The 14,728-nt window shown below is 45.6% G+C and carries 12 protein-coding genes and 1 pseudogene; 1 reads left to right on the top strand and 12 read right to left on the bottom strand.

Annotated features, from left to right (window positions below; all coding sequences use genetic code 11):
• Window positions 1–41: 41 nt before the first annotated feature.
• From MKY63_RS10875 to MKY63_RS10865, 3 genes are all read right to left on the bottom strand, one after another.
• Window positions 42–476, bottom strand: coding sequence for a MarR family winged helix-turn-helix transcriptional regulator (locus MKY63_RS10875; RefSeq protein WP_036682401.1), 435 nt, complete (start codon window positions 474–476; stop codon window positions 42–44).
• Window position 477: 1 nt separating this feature from the next.
• Window positions 478–1,434, bottom strand: a complete 957-nt coding sequence (locus MKY63_RS10870) for a zinc-binding alcohol dehydrogenase family protein (protein WP_036682403.1) — start codon at window positions 1,432–1,434, stop codon at window positions 478–480.
• Window positions 1,435–1,606: 172 nt separating this feature from the next.
• On the bottom strand, window positions 1,607–4,504 hold the full coding sequence (locus tag MKY63_RS10865; protein ID WP_036682404.1) for an S-layer homology domain-containing protein: 2,898 nt from the start codon (window positions 4,502–4,504) through the stop codon (window positions 1,607–1,609).
• 316 nt (window positions 4,505–4,820) lie between these two features.
• Here MKY63_RS10865 and MKY63_RS10860 point away from each other — a divergent pair, with 316 nt between their 5' ends.
• Window positions 4,821–5,291 carry a pyridoxamine 5'-phosphate oxidase family protein gene (locus MKY63_RS10860; RefSeq protein ID WP_036682406.1) on the top strand — a complete coding sequence of 157 codons (471 nt, stop codon included), beginning with the start codon at window positions 4,821–4,823 and terminating at the stop codon, window positions 5,289–5,291.
• A gap of 98 nt (window positions 5,292–5,389) precedes the next feature.
• On the opposite strand, the gene MKY63_RS10855 is transcribed toward MKY63_RS10860, so the two are convergent.
• From MKY63_RS10855 to MKY63_RS10815, 9 genes and pseudogenes are all read right to left on the bottom strand, one after another.
• Window positions 5,390–5,698 (bottom strand): hypothetical protein, encoded by a 309-nt coding sequence (locus MKY63_RS10855; RefSeq protein ID WP_036682407.1) that lies wholly within the window; start codon window positions 5,696–5,698, stop codon window positions 5,390–5,392.
• Window positions 5,699–6,025: 327 nt separating this feature from the next.
• Window positions 6,026–6,694, bottom strand: a complete 669-nt coding sequence (locus tag MKY63_RS10850) for a cyanophycinase (protein WP_036682409.1) — start codon at window positions 6,692–6,694, stop codon at window positions 6,026–6,028.
• A gap of 21 nt (window positions 6,695–6,715) precedes the next feature.
• Window positions 6,716–7,609, bottom strand: coding sequence for a DUF2785 domain-containing protein (locus MKY63_RS10845; protein ID WP_051491239.1), 894 nt, complete (start codon window positions 7,607–7,609; stop codon window positions 6,716–6,718).
• A gap of 94 nt (window positions 7,610–7,703) precedes the next feature.
• Complete coding sequence (locus MKY63_RS10840) at window positions 7,704–8,624, bottom strand: YafY family protein (protein WP_036682411.1); 921 nt, start codon at window positions 8,622–8,624, stop codon at window positions 7,704–7,706.
• A gap of 51 nt (window positions 8,625–8,675) precedes the next feature.
• Entirely contained in the window at window positions 8,676–11,267 is a 2,592-nt protein-coding gene (locus MKY63_RS10835; protein ID WP_036682412.1) for an FtsX-like permease family protein, read from the bottom strand.
• Entirely contained in the window at window positions 11,264–11,947 is a 684-nt protein-coding gene (locus MKY63_RS10830; RefSeq protein WP_339812816.1) for an ABC transporter ATP-binding protein, read from the bottom strand. The genes MKY63_RS10835 and MKY63_RS10830 overlap by 4 nt, the downstream gene beginning before the upstream one ends.
• A 24-nt stretch (window positions 11,948–11,971) precedes the next feature.
• Window positions 11,972–12,910, bottom strand: coding sequence for a VanZ family protein (locus tag MKY63_RS10825; protein ID WP_038573933.1), 939 nt, complete (start codon window positions 12,908–12,910; stop codon window positions 11,972–11,974).
• Between the two features lie 101 nt (window positions 12,911–13,011).
• Window positions 13,012–14,013 carry a HAMP domain-containing sensor histidine kinase gene (locus MKY63_RS10820; RefSeq protein WP_339812813.1) on the bottom strand — a complete coding sequence of 334 codons (1,002 nt, stop codon included), beginning with the start codon at window positions 14,011–14,013 and terminating at the stop codon, window positions 13,012–13,014.
• Window positions 14,014–14,684 (bottom strand): annotated as a pseudogene (locus MKY63_RS10815) (response regulator transcription factor). It abuts the gene before it with no gap.
• Between the last annotated feature and the right edge of the window lie 44 nt (window positions 14,685–14,728).

Below are 14,728 nucleotides of genomic sequence, written 5' to 3'. Positions count from 1 at the left end.
CAATAAACATTGAGCTGTGTGTGAACAGTCATAATCTGCAACTAGTCGAATCTTTGCAACGATTCAAATAAACGCCTTAAGTTATTCAATAAGCTGTTTTTTTCCTCTAGAGTCCAGTCATCCAAAGCTTCATGCAAAATGCGTTCACGGGTGAGGCTAATCATTGCATTGATTTCCTCCCCGCTTTTCGTCAATTCAGACACACGAATGCGGGAATCTGCACTTGATGGATACGTATGAACCAACCCCGCGTTTTCTAACTTATCGATTTGCCGGCTAACACTCGAATAGTTTTTTCCCATCATGGCGGCCAAATCACCAACACTAGTCGGTTGGAGATGCACGATGCCCACAAAGACACGAAAGGTTGCTGCTTCCAAATTTACGCCAGCATTAGCAATCATCTTCTTATCACGGTCTGGCCTATTGATAATGGAAACTAAATCGATCAGTGCTTTAAAAATATCGTTTTCCATTTTATTTCACCCTTACAACAGGACGAGGCATTAGCGGGGCATTCCAAGCCTCTTCAATATCTTCTAGAGCGAACTCTTTTGTGGTAATTTTTATCTTCCCCTCGGCAGCCATTTCAAAGACACCTCTAACAGCAGATAGCATATCAGCTTTAGAAACACTCTTATCTCCGCTACCTACGAGTTCGATTGTTGATGAGCGTAAAAGAGATGAAGGTAAATGAATGCTTTCTTGGCCAGATGAAGTTCCAATGCTTACAAAACGAGTTGAACGATCCGTTTTCGCCTTAACAAGAGCTGACATGATAGCGAGTGCGCTGTCGCCCCAAAGATAATCCAATATAACATCAACACCTTCAGCAATAACTGGCATTAGGGCGTTTTCAAACATTTTTTGACCGTTGTCGGCTGTCATATCAAATGCAATAGCCTCATCAGCTTCAAGTGCTTGCAACTTCGATTCGTTGCGTCCTGTTACAATGACCTTCTTGGCCCCCAGACCCTTAGCAATCTGAACTGCTAAACTACCGGATGCACCAGTAGCGCCATTAATCAATACAGTTTGACCGGATTTAAAACCAGCTCGAAATACCAATGCAGCCCATGACGACATAGCAGGGTTGGCGATAGCGGCAGCAGTGAGATCATCAATACCATCTGGTAAACGGACAGTCAGCTTTTCGTTGACGATTGTTTGCTCAGCCAAACTGCCATATGGTGCAGTAGGCAGCGCAAAGTAAACACGAGACCCATCTTTCAAAGTTCCTACACCGTCGATACCGGCTACAATTGGAAAGTTAACTTCAGAAGAGTAGTGCATACCCATTGAACGGAACTTGCTAACTCGACTCAAGGCTGTGGCCGTAACGTTAATTATAACTAGCCCCTCTGTCCCAACAGGGGAATCACAATGACCCATTACGGGAATCGTCCCCTTATCCTTTACGATTGCTGCCTTCATATTTACACCCTTCTTCCACCCCATATTATGTGCATATTGCACATAATAAAGTATAACACAAATTATGTGCAATATGCACATTTTATTTGGAATCCATATCCGAACGCAAGTCCATTAGCTTATTTCCAAAAGAAACGGCTGGTCAGGTTCCCCTGATCCAGCCGTTTTTTGATTACTTTAATATTACATTATCGATTAGTACTGCCGTATCGTAGATACTATCTCCTTGATCCCAAACATGGAACCGAAGGACAATGGAGCCCTTGCCGGCAAATTGGCTTACATCAAATTGTACATGCTTCCAATTCGTCATGTATGTTGTATGATCCCCGCCGTAGAAATCAATCGCTACTTTGTTCTCTTCAATCCAATAGGCCGTGGATTCATTAATCGATTCAGCCCCGATAATAACAGAATCATTGCCATAGACACTGGACGTCACTGTATTGCCGCCATTCATGTGAGAAGTAATGAGGGAAGCCGTATTAATGTATACACTGGAAGTTACCGTTGCTCTGAAGGTGTCATTGAATTTGCTTCCAACGAATTCCTTAGGCTCCTCAGAAATGAAATTGTAATCAAACGATAGGGTTGTTGCACCCGCTGGAACAATGAAACTTTGCTCGATATAACTATCTGAATTGTAGTCATATCCTCCTTGATCATTGTTTTCATACCCAAGGCCAGTGCTGATAATAGCCATGTAGTTCCCCTCTGTCGGTTTAAGCGGTCCCAGCTTGGAGATCACCCGAACATCGCCGTTTCCATTCCAGCCGGTCCAAGTTCCGTTTTCAAAGGTTCCGTTGATGACCCCTTCGGTCTTAGTGCCAATGCTGCTTCCTTTCATGAAGAATGCCGCCAACCCATCGTTTGCTCCATGGGCAGCCACTGCTGCTTGAAAGGCTTTTTCGGTTGTCATGTTCTCATCGTTTAAAGCGGTAAATACGGATTTAGCAATAGCTTGATCATATGCAAGCTTTACATAATCGGTATATCCATAATAAGTGCCAGCACCATTGTTGATGAAGGCATCTGCCATGGAATCGTTGTACGCGCTGCGGCAGCTGCCATTATATACGATGGTATCAGGAAGCATATCGTTGTACCGTGTAATAAAAGACGGTGTAATAGCATAATAACCGGATATAATAGCCAATCTTCCCTTTTTCAAGTCCAACTCATAGGTCTTTTTGCTCTCTGTCGTTGCCTTTTCTCCTGTCAGGAACATGACTTGCGGTCCAGCGTATTTGAAATCAATGCCGTATTTATTATGGAGCTTCTGTAGCACTATTTCATCATAATAAGTATCTCCGTGGGTATCCAAGACCACGACGCCATACTGATTCAGTCCTTTAAAGAAATTCACGCCCGCTGCGGTGTCCTTTACTCTTTCCACAAGGAAAGGGTAACTCGACTGGTCAAAGCTGTGATATACAGCGTCATAAACAGTCGAAGATGGAAGTGTGCCGGAGAACGGAGAAATTACAGCAACCCGCTGGCTTCCTATGGTGGCTACAGTTTGTTCCACATTTTGCGTTAGCGCCTCAGCCGCCAATGCAGTACTGGACGCAGCCTCTTCTACGGTGCTGCTTAACCCTTTTGTATTCTCAGGAGCTGCGGATATCCCCCCTAGAATCCCGTTGTCCAGCAAATACCAGATGCTTCCTCCTTCACCCGAAATTCCAGCATGCTCTACTTCTGCTTGGGTTTGGAGCCAAGCCACAGTTTCTTCCTTTGCTTTTTGCAAATTACCATATGAAGTAGCCAGTTGATCAAGCTTACTCTGTGTATTATTTTCAATGATTTCCGTTTGTGCAAGCTGTTCATCCGTAAGATGCTTCATTACAGATAATTTAAAAACTGTGCTGCTTGGCACATCTCCCACAAACGCCTGCAGATTTATGTAACCCTCCGTACTTTCAGTCAATACTGCTTTGCCACTGTACAGCCCGTCTGCCTCAAGACTGTCTCCATGGGCTTCCAAACCGTCATCGTACAACGAAATGATTTGGGAAATCACTTTGCCGCTGTCATCTACTTGATAGACACTAGCGATTACCGTTCCTGCCGCATTAATCGATGAGCGGAATATAACTTCTGTTGGCTCTTCCACATAAATGGCATCTGAACTCTCCCCCTTCACCACAACCTGGAGAGCATTTGCCGGTGCCGGGGTTGCCGGTGTCGGTGTCGATGTCGGTGTTGGTGTTGGTGTCACTGGTGTTGGTGTCACTGGTGCTGGGGTTGCCGGTGCTGGGGTTGCCGATGCTGGCGTTCCCGGACCTGAAGCTCCCGGCGCTGGTGCTGTCACAGATGTCCCGCGGTCAGTCGTTGCCGGGGTGGCAGTCGGTGTTACCTCAGGACTCTTGCCCTTATTAACCTCTTCAGCCAGAAGCTGTTTGGATTTCTCGACATATACTGACTTATTGGTTTTGAACTCATAAGCCAGACGAGCCAGAGCTTGGCGCTCCGCATGCTCTTTGGGTTTGAATTTCAGGGTGCCGTCACTGCCTTGGACCCCGTTGATGAAACCATTTTTAAAGGCAAGGGATACTTGCGCTTTTGCCCATTCGGACACCTCTGAGATATCTGACAGCTTGCTATCAACCGGAAGCTTCTTCGCTGTTTCATCCAATTCGAAAGCTCGGATGAAAAATACGACCAGCTCTTCACGGGTGACATTTGCATTAGGACTGAAGGTGGTCGCCGATGTCCCCTCCGTAATGCCTGCCTTTACCAATGCACCTACATAACCGCGATACCAACTGTTCGCGGCAACGTCTTTAAACGGTGCGGCTTGATCAGCATTTGCTTCTAGACCTAACGACAGGACTATGATTTTCGCCAGTTCGGCACGTGACATAGCCTTTTTCGGTTTAAAAGAGTTATCTTCATACCCTGAGATTATTCCTGCTTCAGTTAATGAATGAATCTCCTTTTGCGCATAAGAGCCTGTGATGTCTTTGAACTGCGCGGCCTCACCAAACACCATATGTGGCGTAAGAGTGCTTACTAATAGGGCAAACACAATCATCAGACTGAGTTTACGGCGTGCTGCTTGGAATAACATTGTTTCTTCCCCCTTCTTACTCTAAAAATATCAATGAGTCTGTCGTCCTAGTGAGTTCCAAGGATGGCATTTTACACCATTATTCGACAACTTCTTGATTCTACAATAGGACCAGGGTAATTGACAATGTCTATTACATAAAAAAAATAGATATATTTGTAGACTGGAGATTAAATGGCATAAAAAAAAGACCATCGAGTATAAGCTTGGATTGATGGCGATTTAATCTTTTATCGTATTATTCTTCACATGCACTAAGATTTTACAATGATAAGCTTAACAATGTATACCTTATGACATTTTAGGAGGTAGTATAATGAGCAAGTACGACGAAGCCATGAAGCTGCTGGAAGAACAAGTGGGTAACAAGGACGGCCTGATTACTCTGTCTACCATCGCGCTGGAACCCGGGACCAATGGTATAAGCCGTCCCGCCGCCCGCATAGTGGACGCCTATTATGAGGACGGCGCGTTCTACACCGTCACTTATGCGACCTCAGGCAAAATGCGGCAGATCGCCCAGAACCCCGAAGTCGCCGTTTGTATCATCGTCGAAAACTTTACGGCCGATGGTATCGGTGAGAACCTGGGCTGGGTATGTGACGAGAATAACGCCGAGATGATGACTAAGTTGCGCACTATATTCGCCGATTGGTATAACGAAGCCAATAACGACGAAGATCCTAACACATGCCTGCTGCGCATTCGCCTGACAAAGGGCCTGTGGAATGACGCCCATAAAGGGATCAGAAATGAGATTGATTTTATCAATAAGACGGCAAATTAAGTGGTCTGTGTGATAGAACAGTCAGCAAAAAAGGTTCATCGCAGCAGTCCGCCGCGATGAACCTTTTCATAAGAACCAACTAAATGATAACAACTACATTAGAACTTTATAAAACCCGTAAGGCCTGGGAATTGACTTCCCGGAAATCCCGGATTTTCACCTTCTCCACCTTCTCCGCTTCCTTCGTCAGGCAAGATAAGCTCATAAGTCACATTTTGTGCCGGCACTAAGTTCATAGCATACTCATCAATTTCCGGTGCCCCGTCTAACGCCTTCCATCCAATTCCAGTCACTCCTAATCCCCAGACAGATTTACTTGGAATCGTGAATTGTACGCCGAAACGATAGGTTTCCTCATTGATTAGCTTTTCTTCTTGTGTAAATGGATCAATGTAGATAAATTTCATTTTATACACATTTCTATAATAAATGAATTACATGAAAAAAAACGACTGACACCCTATTACAGTGTCCAGCCTCTTGTGCATCCAATTGTTATCTTCATTTATGTTAGCATAGCAACTTAACCCTCATCTGAAACTTAAAGAAAACTTTAACTTTAGCTTAAATAATGGGAAATAGAAATAGAGCGAAAATGATGTTCATCTAAAAAAAATAGCGGCGGAAGAGAGTTTATCTCTTCGCCGCTTACCGGAATACTCTGGATACAGGTCCATATTGAGAGGTGACTAATTATTATTTGAGCGTTTCATTTCGGTAGCCCCTCTCCCTAGTTAGAGCGTCTCAACCAATTTTTGAATCTTTGAGCGGGAAATTAAATATAAAGGACCCATTGTTTCGATTTTGCCGTCCTTTACACGTATAGCGCTCTCCTGTTCTGCCGCATAAACATCGATCTCTTCAGACAAGGGGAACAGATAGCCTTGAACAAACGTGGCGTAGCCACGCTTAGAATGGGATTCATAGGCAAAATGATCAAAGCCAATCCCCTCATAAATCGTACTTGTTTCAACTTCATGACCAGTGTCATTCAAGCTTAACCATTGAGCAGACATGTTTAGCGCACCGGCGCTGGCACCCAGTATAACGGCATCGCTATTTTTAATAACATCCGATAATTCATAATCCGCCAAAAAATCCTTCTGCAAAACAGGATACCCGCCGCATAAAAAAATGACAGAAGCGTTCTGAATGAACCTCTGGGCATCCTCCTTCTGCATGCGGTAATCAATGAAATGATATTCATCAAAAATAATGTTAGCCTGATTCAGCCATGTCCATTCAGAGATATCATCAAAGTTAATTGGCTCTTCTGTGTAACCAGACGGGTCAGCGCTAATCATAACAAGCGATTGTCTGTCTTGTATATCCTCATGCAAACAATGGACCAGCTTCTCTGGAAAAAAATGATTAAACCAACTGAAATAGTAGTGAGTACTCAAACTTAATTACCTCCATATGTATTAATTAGCCTCTTTAAAGTGGTTCAATTTAGCTTCAGCCGTCAGCATGGCGCCGTTAAGAATAAGATTATTCCCGTCATTGTGGGCCCTCGTTCTAAAATATAGGCTGCGCACAAAATTTTTCCCGTTTACTCTGGCAATTCTCGGCGCGCGCGTATCCGGCCATTCCGTACACAGCGACAAGCTATGAATCCAGTCGGCAATCTCCTGCTGCGGAAGCAGTGCTTCGCTAATCATCGTCTCCACAATGCTGGCCATGCGCTCGTCTTCCTCCTCGTCAAATATCCGGACACCGTTATGCAGCATCCCTTTAATCTCCCCCAGCACCTCGCGCTGCACTGCATTATCGCTTTCCGGACAGCGGATCAGCTCCTCGAGGGCATCTGCCCCGTGAGCCGCGGCATGCGCCCAGCCTTCAACTGCCAGATAACCGCGCAGGTCCTTCTCCTCCTGGTAGTAGCGAAGCAGCGAATGCTTTAGATGCTGGAACTCATCCGGAGTCAAGAATGAATTATTCCTGTGCCGCTGTACAATAAGAACGATAGGCAGAACCGCAAACGCCCTGGTGAGTACGCTATGGTCATCTTCGCTTCCAATCTGATAGAACAGATGCCGGTCATCCATCAGGACAGCCAAAAGATGCTGCATTTCCGCACATGAGAACTTATTATCGCGCTTCAGCCATATGTGAAAAGTGGAATAGATCTGCTCACGGAGCTCCGATTCCGGATCGCCAATATGCCGCAGCATCAGATTGGTAAAGTCTTGTAACCTTTCTCCCTCACGCAGGATATAGCGTTCCTCCTCCAATCTTTGCAGCTTCCGTATCAGTTCTGTTCGTGTGTCCTCCGTACCCCATTCATTGAAATCATCGTCCAAAATACTGGCTTTCATTTAGTCGGTTCACTCCTAGCCTAGTTATAGCGGGCGTTATGGATTTCTCCCGCCGATATCCCTACTATAGAACACAATGACTGACACCAGGGCGTCAGTCATTGTAGGATAGAAGCATATTTTGCATATATTGCTGCAGCTCCGCCCGTAATTCACGAGGCTCCAGCAGCTCGCACTCCTTGCCGAAGCTTAGAATGAATTTCAGCAGGCCCTCCTCATAAGGAAATGTATCCGAAACGAGATAGAAACCATCTTCACCCCGGCTAATCTTCTCTTTCTGAAAATACTCGGGAAGCTGCGCACCAATTCGTGAAGTGAATCTGAGCACAACCTGTATGTCCCGCTGCGAATAGCTGTGCTCAATGACCTCGGCGATTCGGTCATCGGGCAGCTCTCTTTTTACAAAAGGCGGTCCCTGCTTCAGTTGCTTGATCCGCACGAGCTTGAATCTGCGGTAGTCCCCTCTGACCCGGCAAAAGCCTATCACATACCAATCTCCATGGCGAAAGTCAATCCAGCTTGGCTCTACCGTTCGCTCCAGGTATTCCATATCCCTGTTGATATAGTCGAACACCAGCAGCCTGTTATCCGTGATGGCCTTGCTTATGATCCCAATGTATTCTTTAATTTCCTGCTCCATGCTGAAATGGGACATATCCAGAGTCAGTTTATGCTTCTCGGGCTCCCGCTTATAGGTATGCTCAACCTTTAGCATAATGTCATTAAAAGCTTCGTTCCTGCCAAACAAGCCGTGTAAATTCTTCATTACAGCTACAAACGTATGAGCTTCATCCCGGTTTAAAAAGAGGCCGCTTATATTATAGCTGTCCATAATATAGTATCCTCCGCCCTTGCCGCTGGACGAGGCAACCGGTATGCCGGCTTCTCCTAATTTTTCGATATCCCGGTAGATCGTCCGCAAGGATACCTCGAAATGCTCGGCAAGCTCCTTGCCCGTTACCGTACCTTTACCGGAGATGATCAGCAGCATGGAGAGCAATCGGTCAACTCGCATGATTGTGTGTGACGTCGGGTAACGTCTCCTCCTCTGGGTGAAGTAAGTGAATCATATATTCTCTTGCTTTAATGCATCAATAATATTCTCCTTTTTTACTTTAGCTCCGGAATAAACAACCGCAGAGCTGACAATGACAAATACACACACTATGACAGACAGAATGCTCATCCAGGGCAGGGTGAACCCATAGCTGAATTTGTTCGCAAATGCTTTATAGATCAGAACCATCACGGCGAAACTGACAGGAAGCCCATACAAGAGCGACTTGACCCCATAAAAAACACTCTCATAGTTCAGCATTTTTGCAAACCCCTTTGGCGTCGCGCCTACGGATTTCAGCATCGCGAATTCCCGTTTGCGAAGAGCCAGCCCTGTTGAGATCGTATTAAAGATGTTCGCAACAGAAATCGCAGAGATTAATACGATAAAACCGTAAGAAAAGACCTTCATCAGCAGAATCTGTTGTTCTTCTCTTATTCTGAATTGATATACATTGTAGACATTCAGATTGGTCTCATTCATCGCTTCAATTTCCTGCTGCGTTTTCACCGGTTCCGTGCTTTTCAAATGGAGGTACATCGAAGCGTTAGCCAGCTCCTCGCCGTCTGCCAGCCGATTCATGACGCGTTCCGACACGATCATATTTAACCCGCCTACGCCTACCGGGCTCATCCCCATCGGTGCCTTATCCGTCAATGCGGCAAATATCACTTTATTTGCCTTCGTTTCTTCCCCACTCGCTTTAATAAAACTCATTAGCTCGATATGTTGTCCGATATTCGCATATATGGACTTCGTCTGAATATATTTCCCCGTATCTATATCTTTGTAATGAATCGTATCCATCACGATTGCGGCGGGATGATCCAGATCCGTAAGCTGTTCGTAATCTGCGCCAACCGCTCTGGCATAGGCTTGCAGGCTCGAATCATTCATTGCATATAGCTTAATTTCGTAAGGGTATTTCCCGTCTTGCAGCATACTCTTATCCTGCTTAACCTTCTCTTGCAACTCGTCGGCGATGCTTGCTGCATCGACCCAAGCGTTCCCGACTAACTCATGACTCACGTTGTATTCCGTGACGCCAACAAGAGATACAAGCGATTGCATCAACCGGTCATCTAGTCTTTCGCCATTACTGGACGACACTTCAATATCGTAATTGATGCCTTCCAGCGACAATGCCAGAGATTGTGTCAGGCCAGTCGTGAAAAACGATATCGTCAAAAACAAAACGATGCTGATAACAAGCGAAAAAAGAATAACATGATGTCTTCGTTTGTTCCTTTTTAAGTTTTTCAGCCCGATTTCTGCTTCGATTCCGAAGAGCTTACGAATGATCTTCGACGTCTTCACTGCTTTGGCCGTAAGCTTTACGTCAGTGGTTTGGCGAATCGCGTCCACGGGAGATACCCTGGATGCTTTAACCGCCGGGAGATACGCCGAAACGAAAATCGTCAGCATCGAAACAAGACAAGTAATCAAGAGCAATAACGGCGTGACGATAAGCCTCAGCTTTTCACTAGTCCATAATGCCCCTTCAATCATTGTGTTCATGAACGAAAAGGCGATTCCGATTCCGGCAAGACCGCATAAGATGCCAATGGGAATGCTGATCAAACCAATGACGATACCTTCAAAAAATACGGAATTTCGCTTCTGCCTTTTCGTCGCCCCCACGCTCGCGAGCATCCCTAAATGGCGGGAACGTTCCGAGACGGATATCGCAAAAGCGTTATAGATGAGTCCAACCGAGCCAATTATAATAATCCCTATAATGATTGCCGATAATGAGAACATCATGCTGGATGAGGCCCCGCTGCTGGACAAGCCATAATAACGAAGCAAATCGTCATTATATTGGACAGTGTCAATTTGGTTTTTCTCAGCCAGCTTCTCCGCATGTGCGAACAAGAACGGATTGACCCGCTGCAAGACCACCGACGCATCGACCCGATCGTCCCCCCCGATGATATGATCATCGACATAGCTAATGATCGTATAAGCCGGGGCCCAAGCCGTTTCCGACACCGGATGTTTAATGAAGCCTACCACCGTATAATCCCTAATTATGCTATGCTGTAATGTCTCGGTTAATGTGCCGTCTTTCCTGCGCAGCGGTTCCGTCTGATCCAGGGGATGATCGCCCCCTTGTTCGAATCGGTCGCCGACGCGAAGCGTTAGACGGTCGCCGATTTCGTACTTCACTTTGCCATTTGTTGCAACAGACTCGGAGATCACAACCTCCTTGTCCGTGTGCGGAAGGCGTCCCTTGCTTATTTCAATCTGAAATTGTGTGAACCCTTGCACATCATATTCCTTAATGAACAAGTACGGCTTATTGGAATTTTGTCCCCCTTCTAATGGGGCATACCCAAGGTCTCTTGTGATTGCAACCGTTTTGGTTGCATCATCGCCCTGTATCGCCGCAAGCTGTTTCTTGGTTATATCTTGATACTGAATATGCCACTCCCCTGTATCTGTGATAGTTTGTCTGATCATTAAATCCGCAAAGGAAAAAATAAGCGTAATGACAGCGGTCATCATGGATACCGAAATAATTACGCCAAAAATAGTCACAAGTGTTCGTCTCTTGTTCTGCTTCAGATGCCGGATGGTTAATGTATTGACAATATTCATCGCCTTATCACCTCGTTTTTGGCAATCCTCCCAGCTTCAATCGAAATGATTCTGTCGGCTTGCAGGGCGATCCGTTCGTCATGCGTGATTACGATCAGTGTCTGATGATAGGTCTTATTCAGCATTTTCAATAAAACGACGATCTCAATGCTATTCCTGCTGTCCAGATTCCCGGTGGGTTCGTCGGCCAGCATGATCGCAAGATTGCCGATGATCGCCCTGCCAATCGAGACACGCTGCTGCTGTCCACCGGATAGCTGATTCGGCAGATGGTTTAATCGATGCTGCAAATTCAACGTATTCACAAGATCAGCCAATTGCTTTTGATCTACCTTTTGTTGATCCAGCAAGAGCGGCAGCGTAATATTCTCTTCCACCGTCAGGACGGGAATCAGATTGAAAAACTGGTAGATCAGCCCGATTTGCCTGCGTCTGAAGATGGCCAGCTGCGTTTCGTCCAAGGTATACGTATCCGTATCCTGAACATACACTTTCCCGCCAGTCGGTCGATCCACACCGCCCAGCATATGAAGGAGTGTCGATTTCCCCGATCCGGAAGGTCCGATAATTGCGACGAATTCACCTTTTTGGACCGAAAAGGAAACATCATCAAGCGCCTTCACCGCCGATTCGCCTGTGCCGTATATTTCGGACAAATTTTCAATTGTTAAAATCTCCATTGTCATCCCTCCTTCCCTAGATGCTCAATTCCAGGTATATACCATCTCTCTATATCCAACATCCCAAAGGGTTTCATTCCCCTCAATGGTTATCTTAAGCTCATTAGCCCCGGTGAGATAAAGGATCCTCATATCCGGCTCATGGAGCTGATCTTCTGCAGATACAGACAGGAGCTCATGCCCGTCAACGGTAACCTTAATGCTGCCCTGAAAATCCTTATGATCAGGAATTCCATAATTCAAGCTAAGATACAGATCTCCCTTATTACCTAGCGAATACGTATATGTTTCCTTCTTTTTACCTTCGATGCCATACACATTATATTGGGGTGTCACGTCTTGACCGCCAATCTTAAGACTGTTCTGTTTGGTTCCCGTTAATCGATTTCCGGTACTATCTTCCCATTCGTTTATCGCTACAAAAGGGGCCAACTCTTTGGTGAACACTTGATCAGCTACTCCTAAGACCCCCCACACGCCGAGCATTAAGACAGCACTGGCAATTCCCGTAGCAGTGATATTTCTCCAGTAGTTTTTTGTACGGAAGCCAATCTTGTACGCCCCGAATCCAATAGCAGCGCCCAATGAGTTCTTTATGACGTCGTTCGTGTCAAAGCTGCCGAGGAATGTTAGTGCCTGGATGGTCTCCACCACAAGAATGGACAGGATAAACCCTGTCATGAAGCGAACAAAGCTGGTGCGGTATAACAACGGAAACAGTATGCCAAAAGGTATGAAGGCTGCAATGTTTCCAATACCCACCAAGTCCATCAGTGTCGGATGTAGAAGATCGGAAAGACCCGGCACCCTAAAAAAATCGTCCGGCAAAAAAATAAAGGTGTACTGACTGGTTAGATCTACCTTATCCGCTCTGCCGAAAGCAAAAAACATAAAATAAAGAATAATCAGGGTGTAGCCTATGGTGATAAAAAAAGTAATCTTGCGCTGCTGCTTCATTTGCATGGTTGTACCTCCATCGTTCATCTGATGAATATCATTTTATCTGTCCAAAATGACTTTACAGTGACATTGGAGGTGACAGTTTAGTCACTTATGGAGTGCTGTTAAATCACATGCTTATAAAATTTGATCCGAAACTCTGTACCAGTCCCGCTGTCGCTCGTTACATCAATCACGCCGTTCTGGCTTGCAATGATGCTGTGAGCCATCGCAAGCCCTATACCGATGCTTCCTTCATTAGCATTCTTCCCTTTATAAAAACATTTGAATATATAAGGCAAATCCTCTTTCGGAATGCCCTCTCCGTTGTCAGCAATAACGATTTCCGTAAATAGCACGTTGTCGGAAAATGTGATGGTAATCGCACCGCCCTCAGGTGTATGCTCCACTCCATTCTTCAAAATATTGATAACCGCTTCAGCAGTCCAATGGAAATCGCCGTCAAAAGAGACGTTGTCATCCCCTGTGATGGAAACGGTCTGTCCCTTAATATCCATCGGAATCATAACCGGATCCAGTGCATTTTGGATTAGGGTTTTCATGTGTATTCGATCTTTTTTGAACGGGATAGTTCCCGCATCCATTTTCGCTAGCTTTAATAAAGATGAAACAAGCCAATCGATCCGTTCAAGTTGAATGCGAATATGATGGGTGAACTTCGTTCTTTTGAGTGGAGGCAGATCAGGGGCGCTTAACAGATCTGCCATGACTGTCATAGAGGTGATCGGTGTTTTGAGTTGATGTGAAATATCGGAGATGGCATCGGTCAGTTGAAGCTTATCCTGCTGCAATAGAGAACGATGCTCGGAGAGCATGCGTGTCACCTTGTAAATATCATTCTTTAAGATGCTAAGCTCACCTTCTTGATTATCGCGAGGGTCAAGGGAGGCCTGGCCGCTGCTAATCTCCCGTAAATAGATGGACAGCTTCTCTAGCTCGTAATATCTCCGTTTTGTGAATAATAAAGCTGTGCCGGTAAGCAGCACGGATACAATAATAACCAGGGCTGCGGCGACAGACGAAATGAAAGCAGCAATGACGATCGCCGATAAGCTGATCGAGCCCATGACGAGCAATAATATTAGATTTTCCCGATTGCGTAGCATCTAATCACCAACCTTATAGCCTAAACCGCGTACCGTTTTGATCAGAGCCGGCTGCTCCGGATTATCCTCCAGCTTTTCCCTTAGCCTTTTGATATAGACCGTTAACGTGTTGTCATTCACGAAGTCGCCGGCCACGTCCCAGATTTGCTCCAAGAGCTGATTCCTGGTGAGGACCTGTCCAACGTGGTTGCCAAAGATCAGCAATAAGCGGTATTCCAAGGCGGTTAGCGAAATTTCGGCACCGTTTTTATATACTTATGGATGCGCACATTGTCAATGTCGATGACTGCTCCGGCGTGGGACAGCTTCTGGTATCTCCGCAAGACGGATTTGATCCTGGAGAGAAGCTCGCGAACCCGAAAAGGTTTGGTAATGTAATCATCGGCTCCCATATCGAGCCCCATCACGACATTGACCTCATCATCAATCACCGTTAAGAAAATGACCGGAATATCCCGCCGTTCCTTCACCATCTTGCATAATTCATAGCCAGTTCCGTCTGGAAGCTGTAAATCGAACAGGCACAAAGTGAACTGATCGATGTCTTCGGCGAGCACCTTTCGGGCTGAAGCGGCATTATGGCAGAGAACAGTCCAATAACCCTCTTGCTGCAGCGAATATTCCAGTCCCGACGCGATCGTCTTATCATCTTCAACTAATAATACTTTCATCTGAAGGTCATCCGTATGATTGATTTTAGAACATTTAATGAATT

The organism is Paenibacillus sp. FSL R7-0189, from assembly GCF_037969925.1.
GTDB classification, from domain to species: Bacteria; Bacillota; Bacilli; order Paenibacillales; family Paenibacillaceae; genus Paenibacillus_AQ; species Paenibacillus_AQ odorifer.
This window is presented reverse-complemented; position numbering and strand designations above follow the sequence as displayed.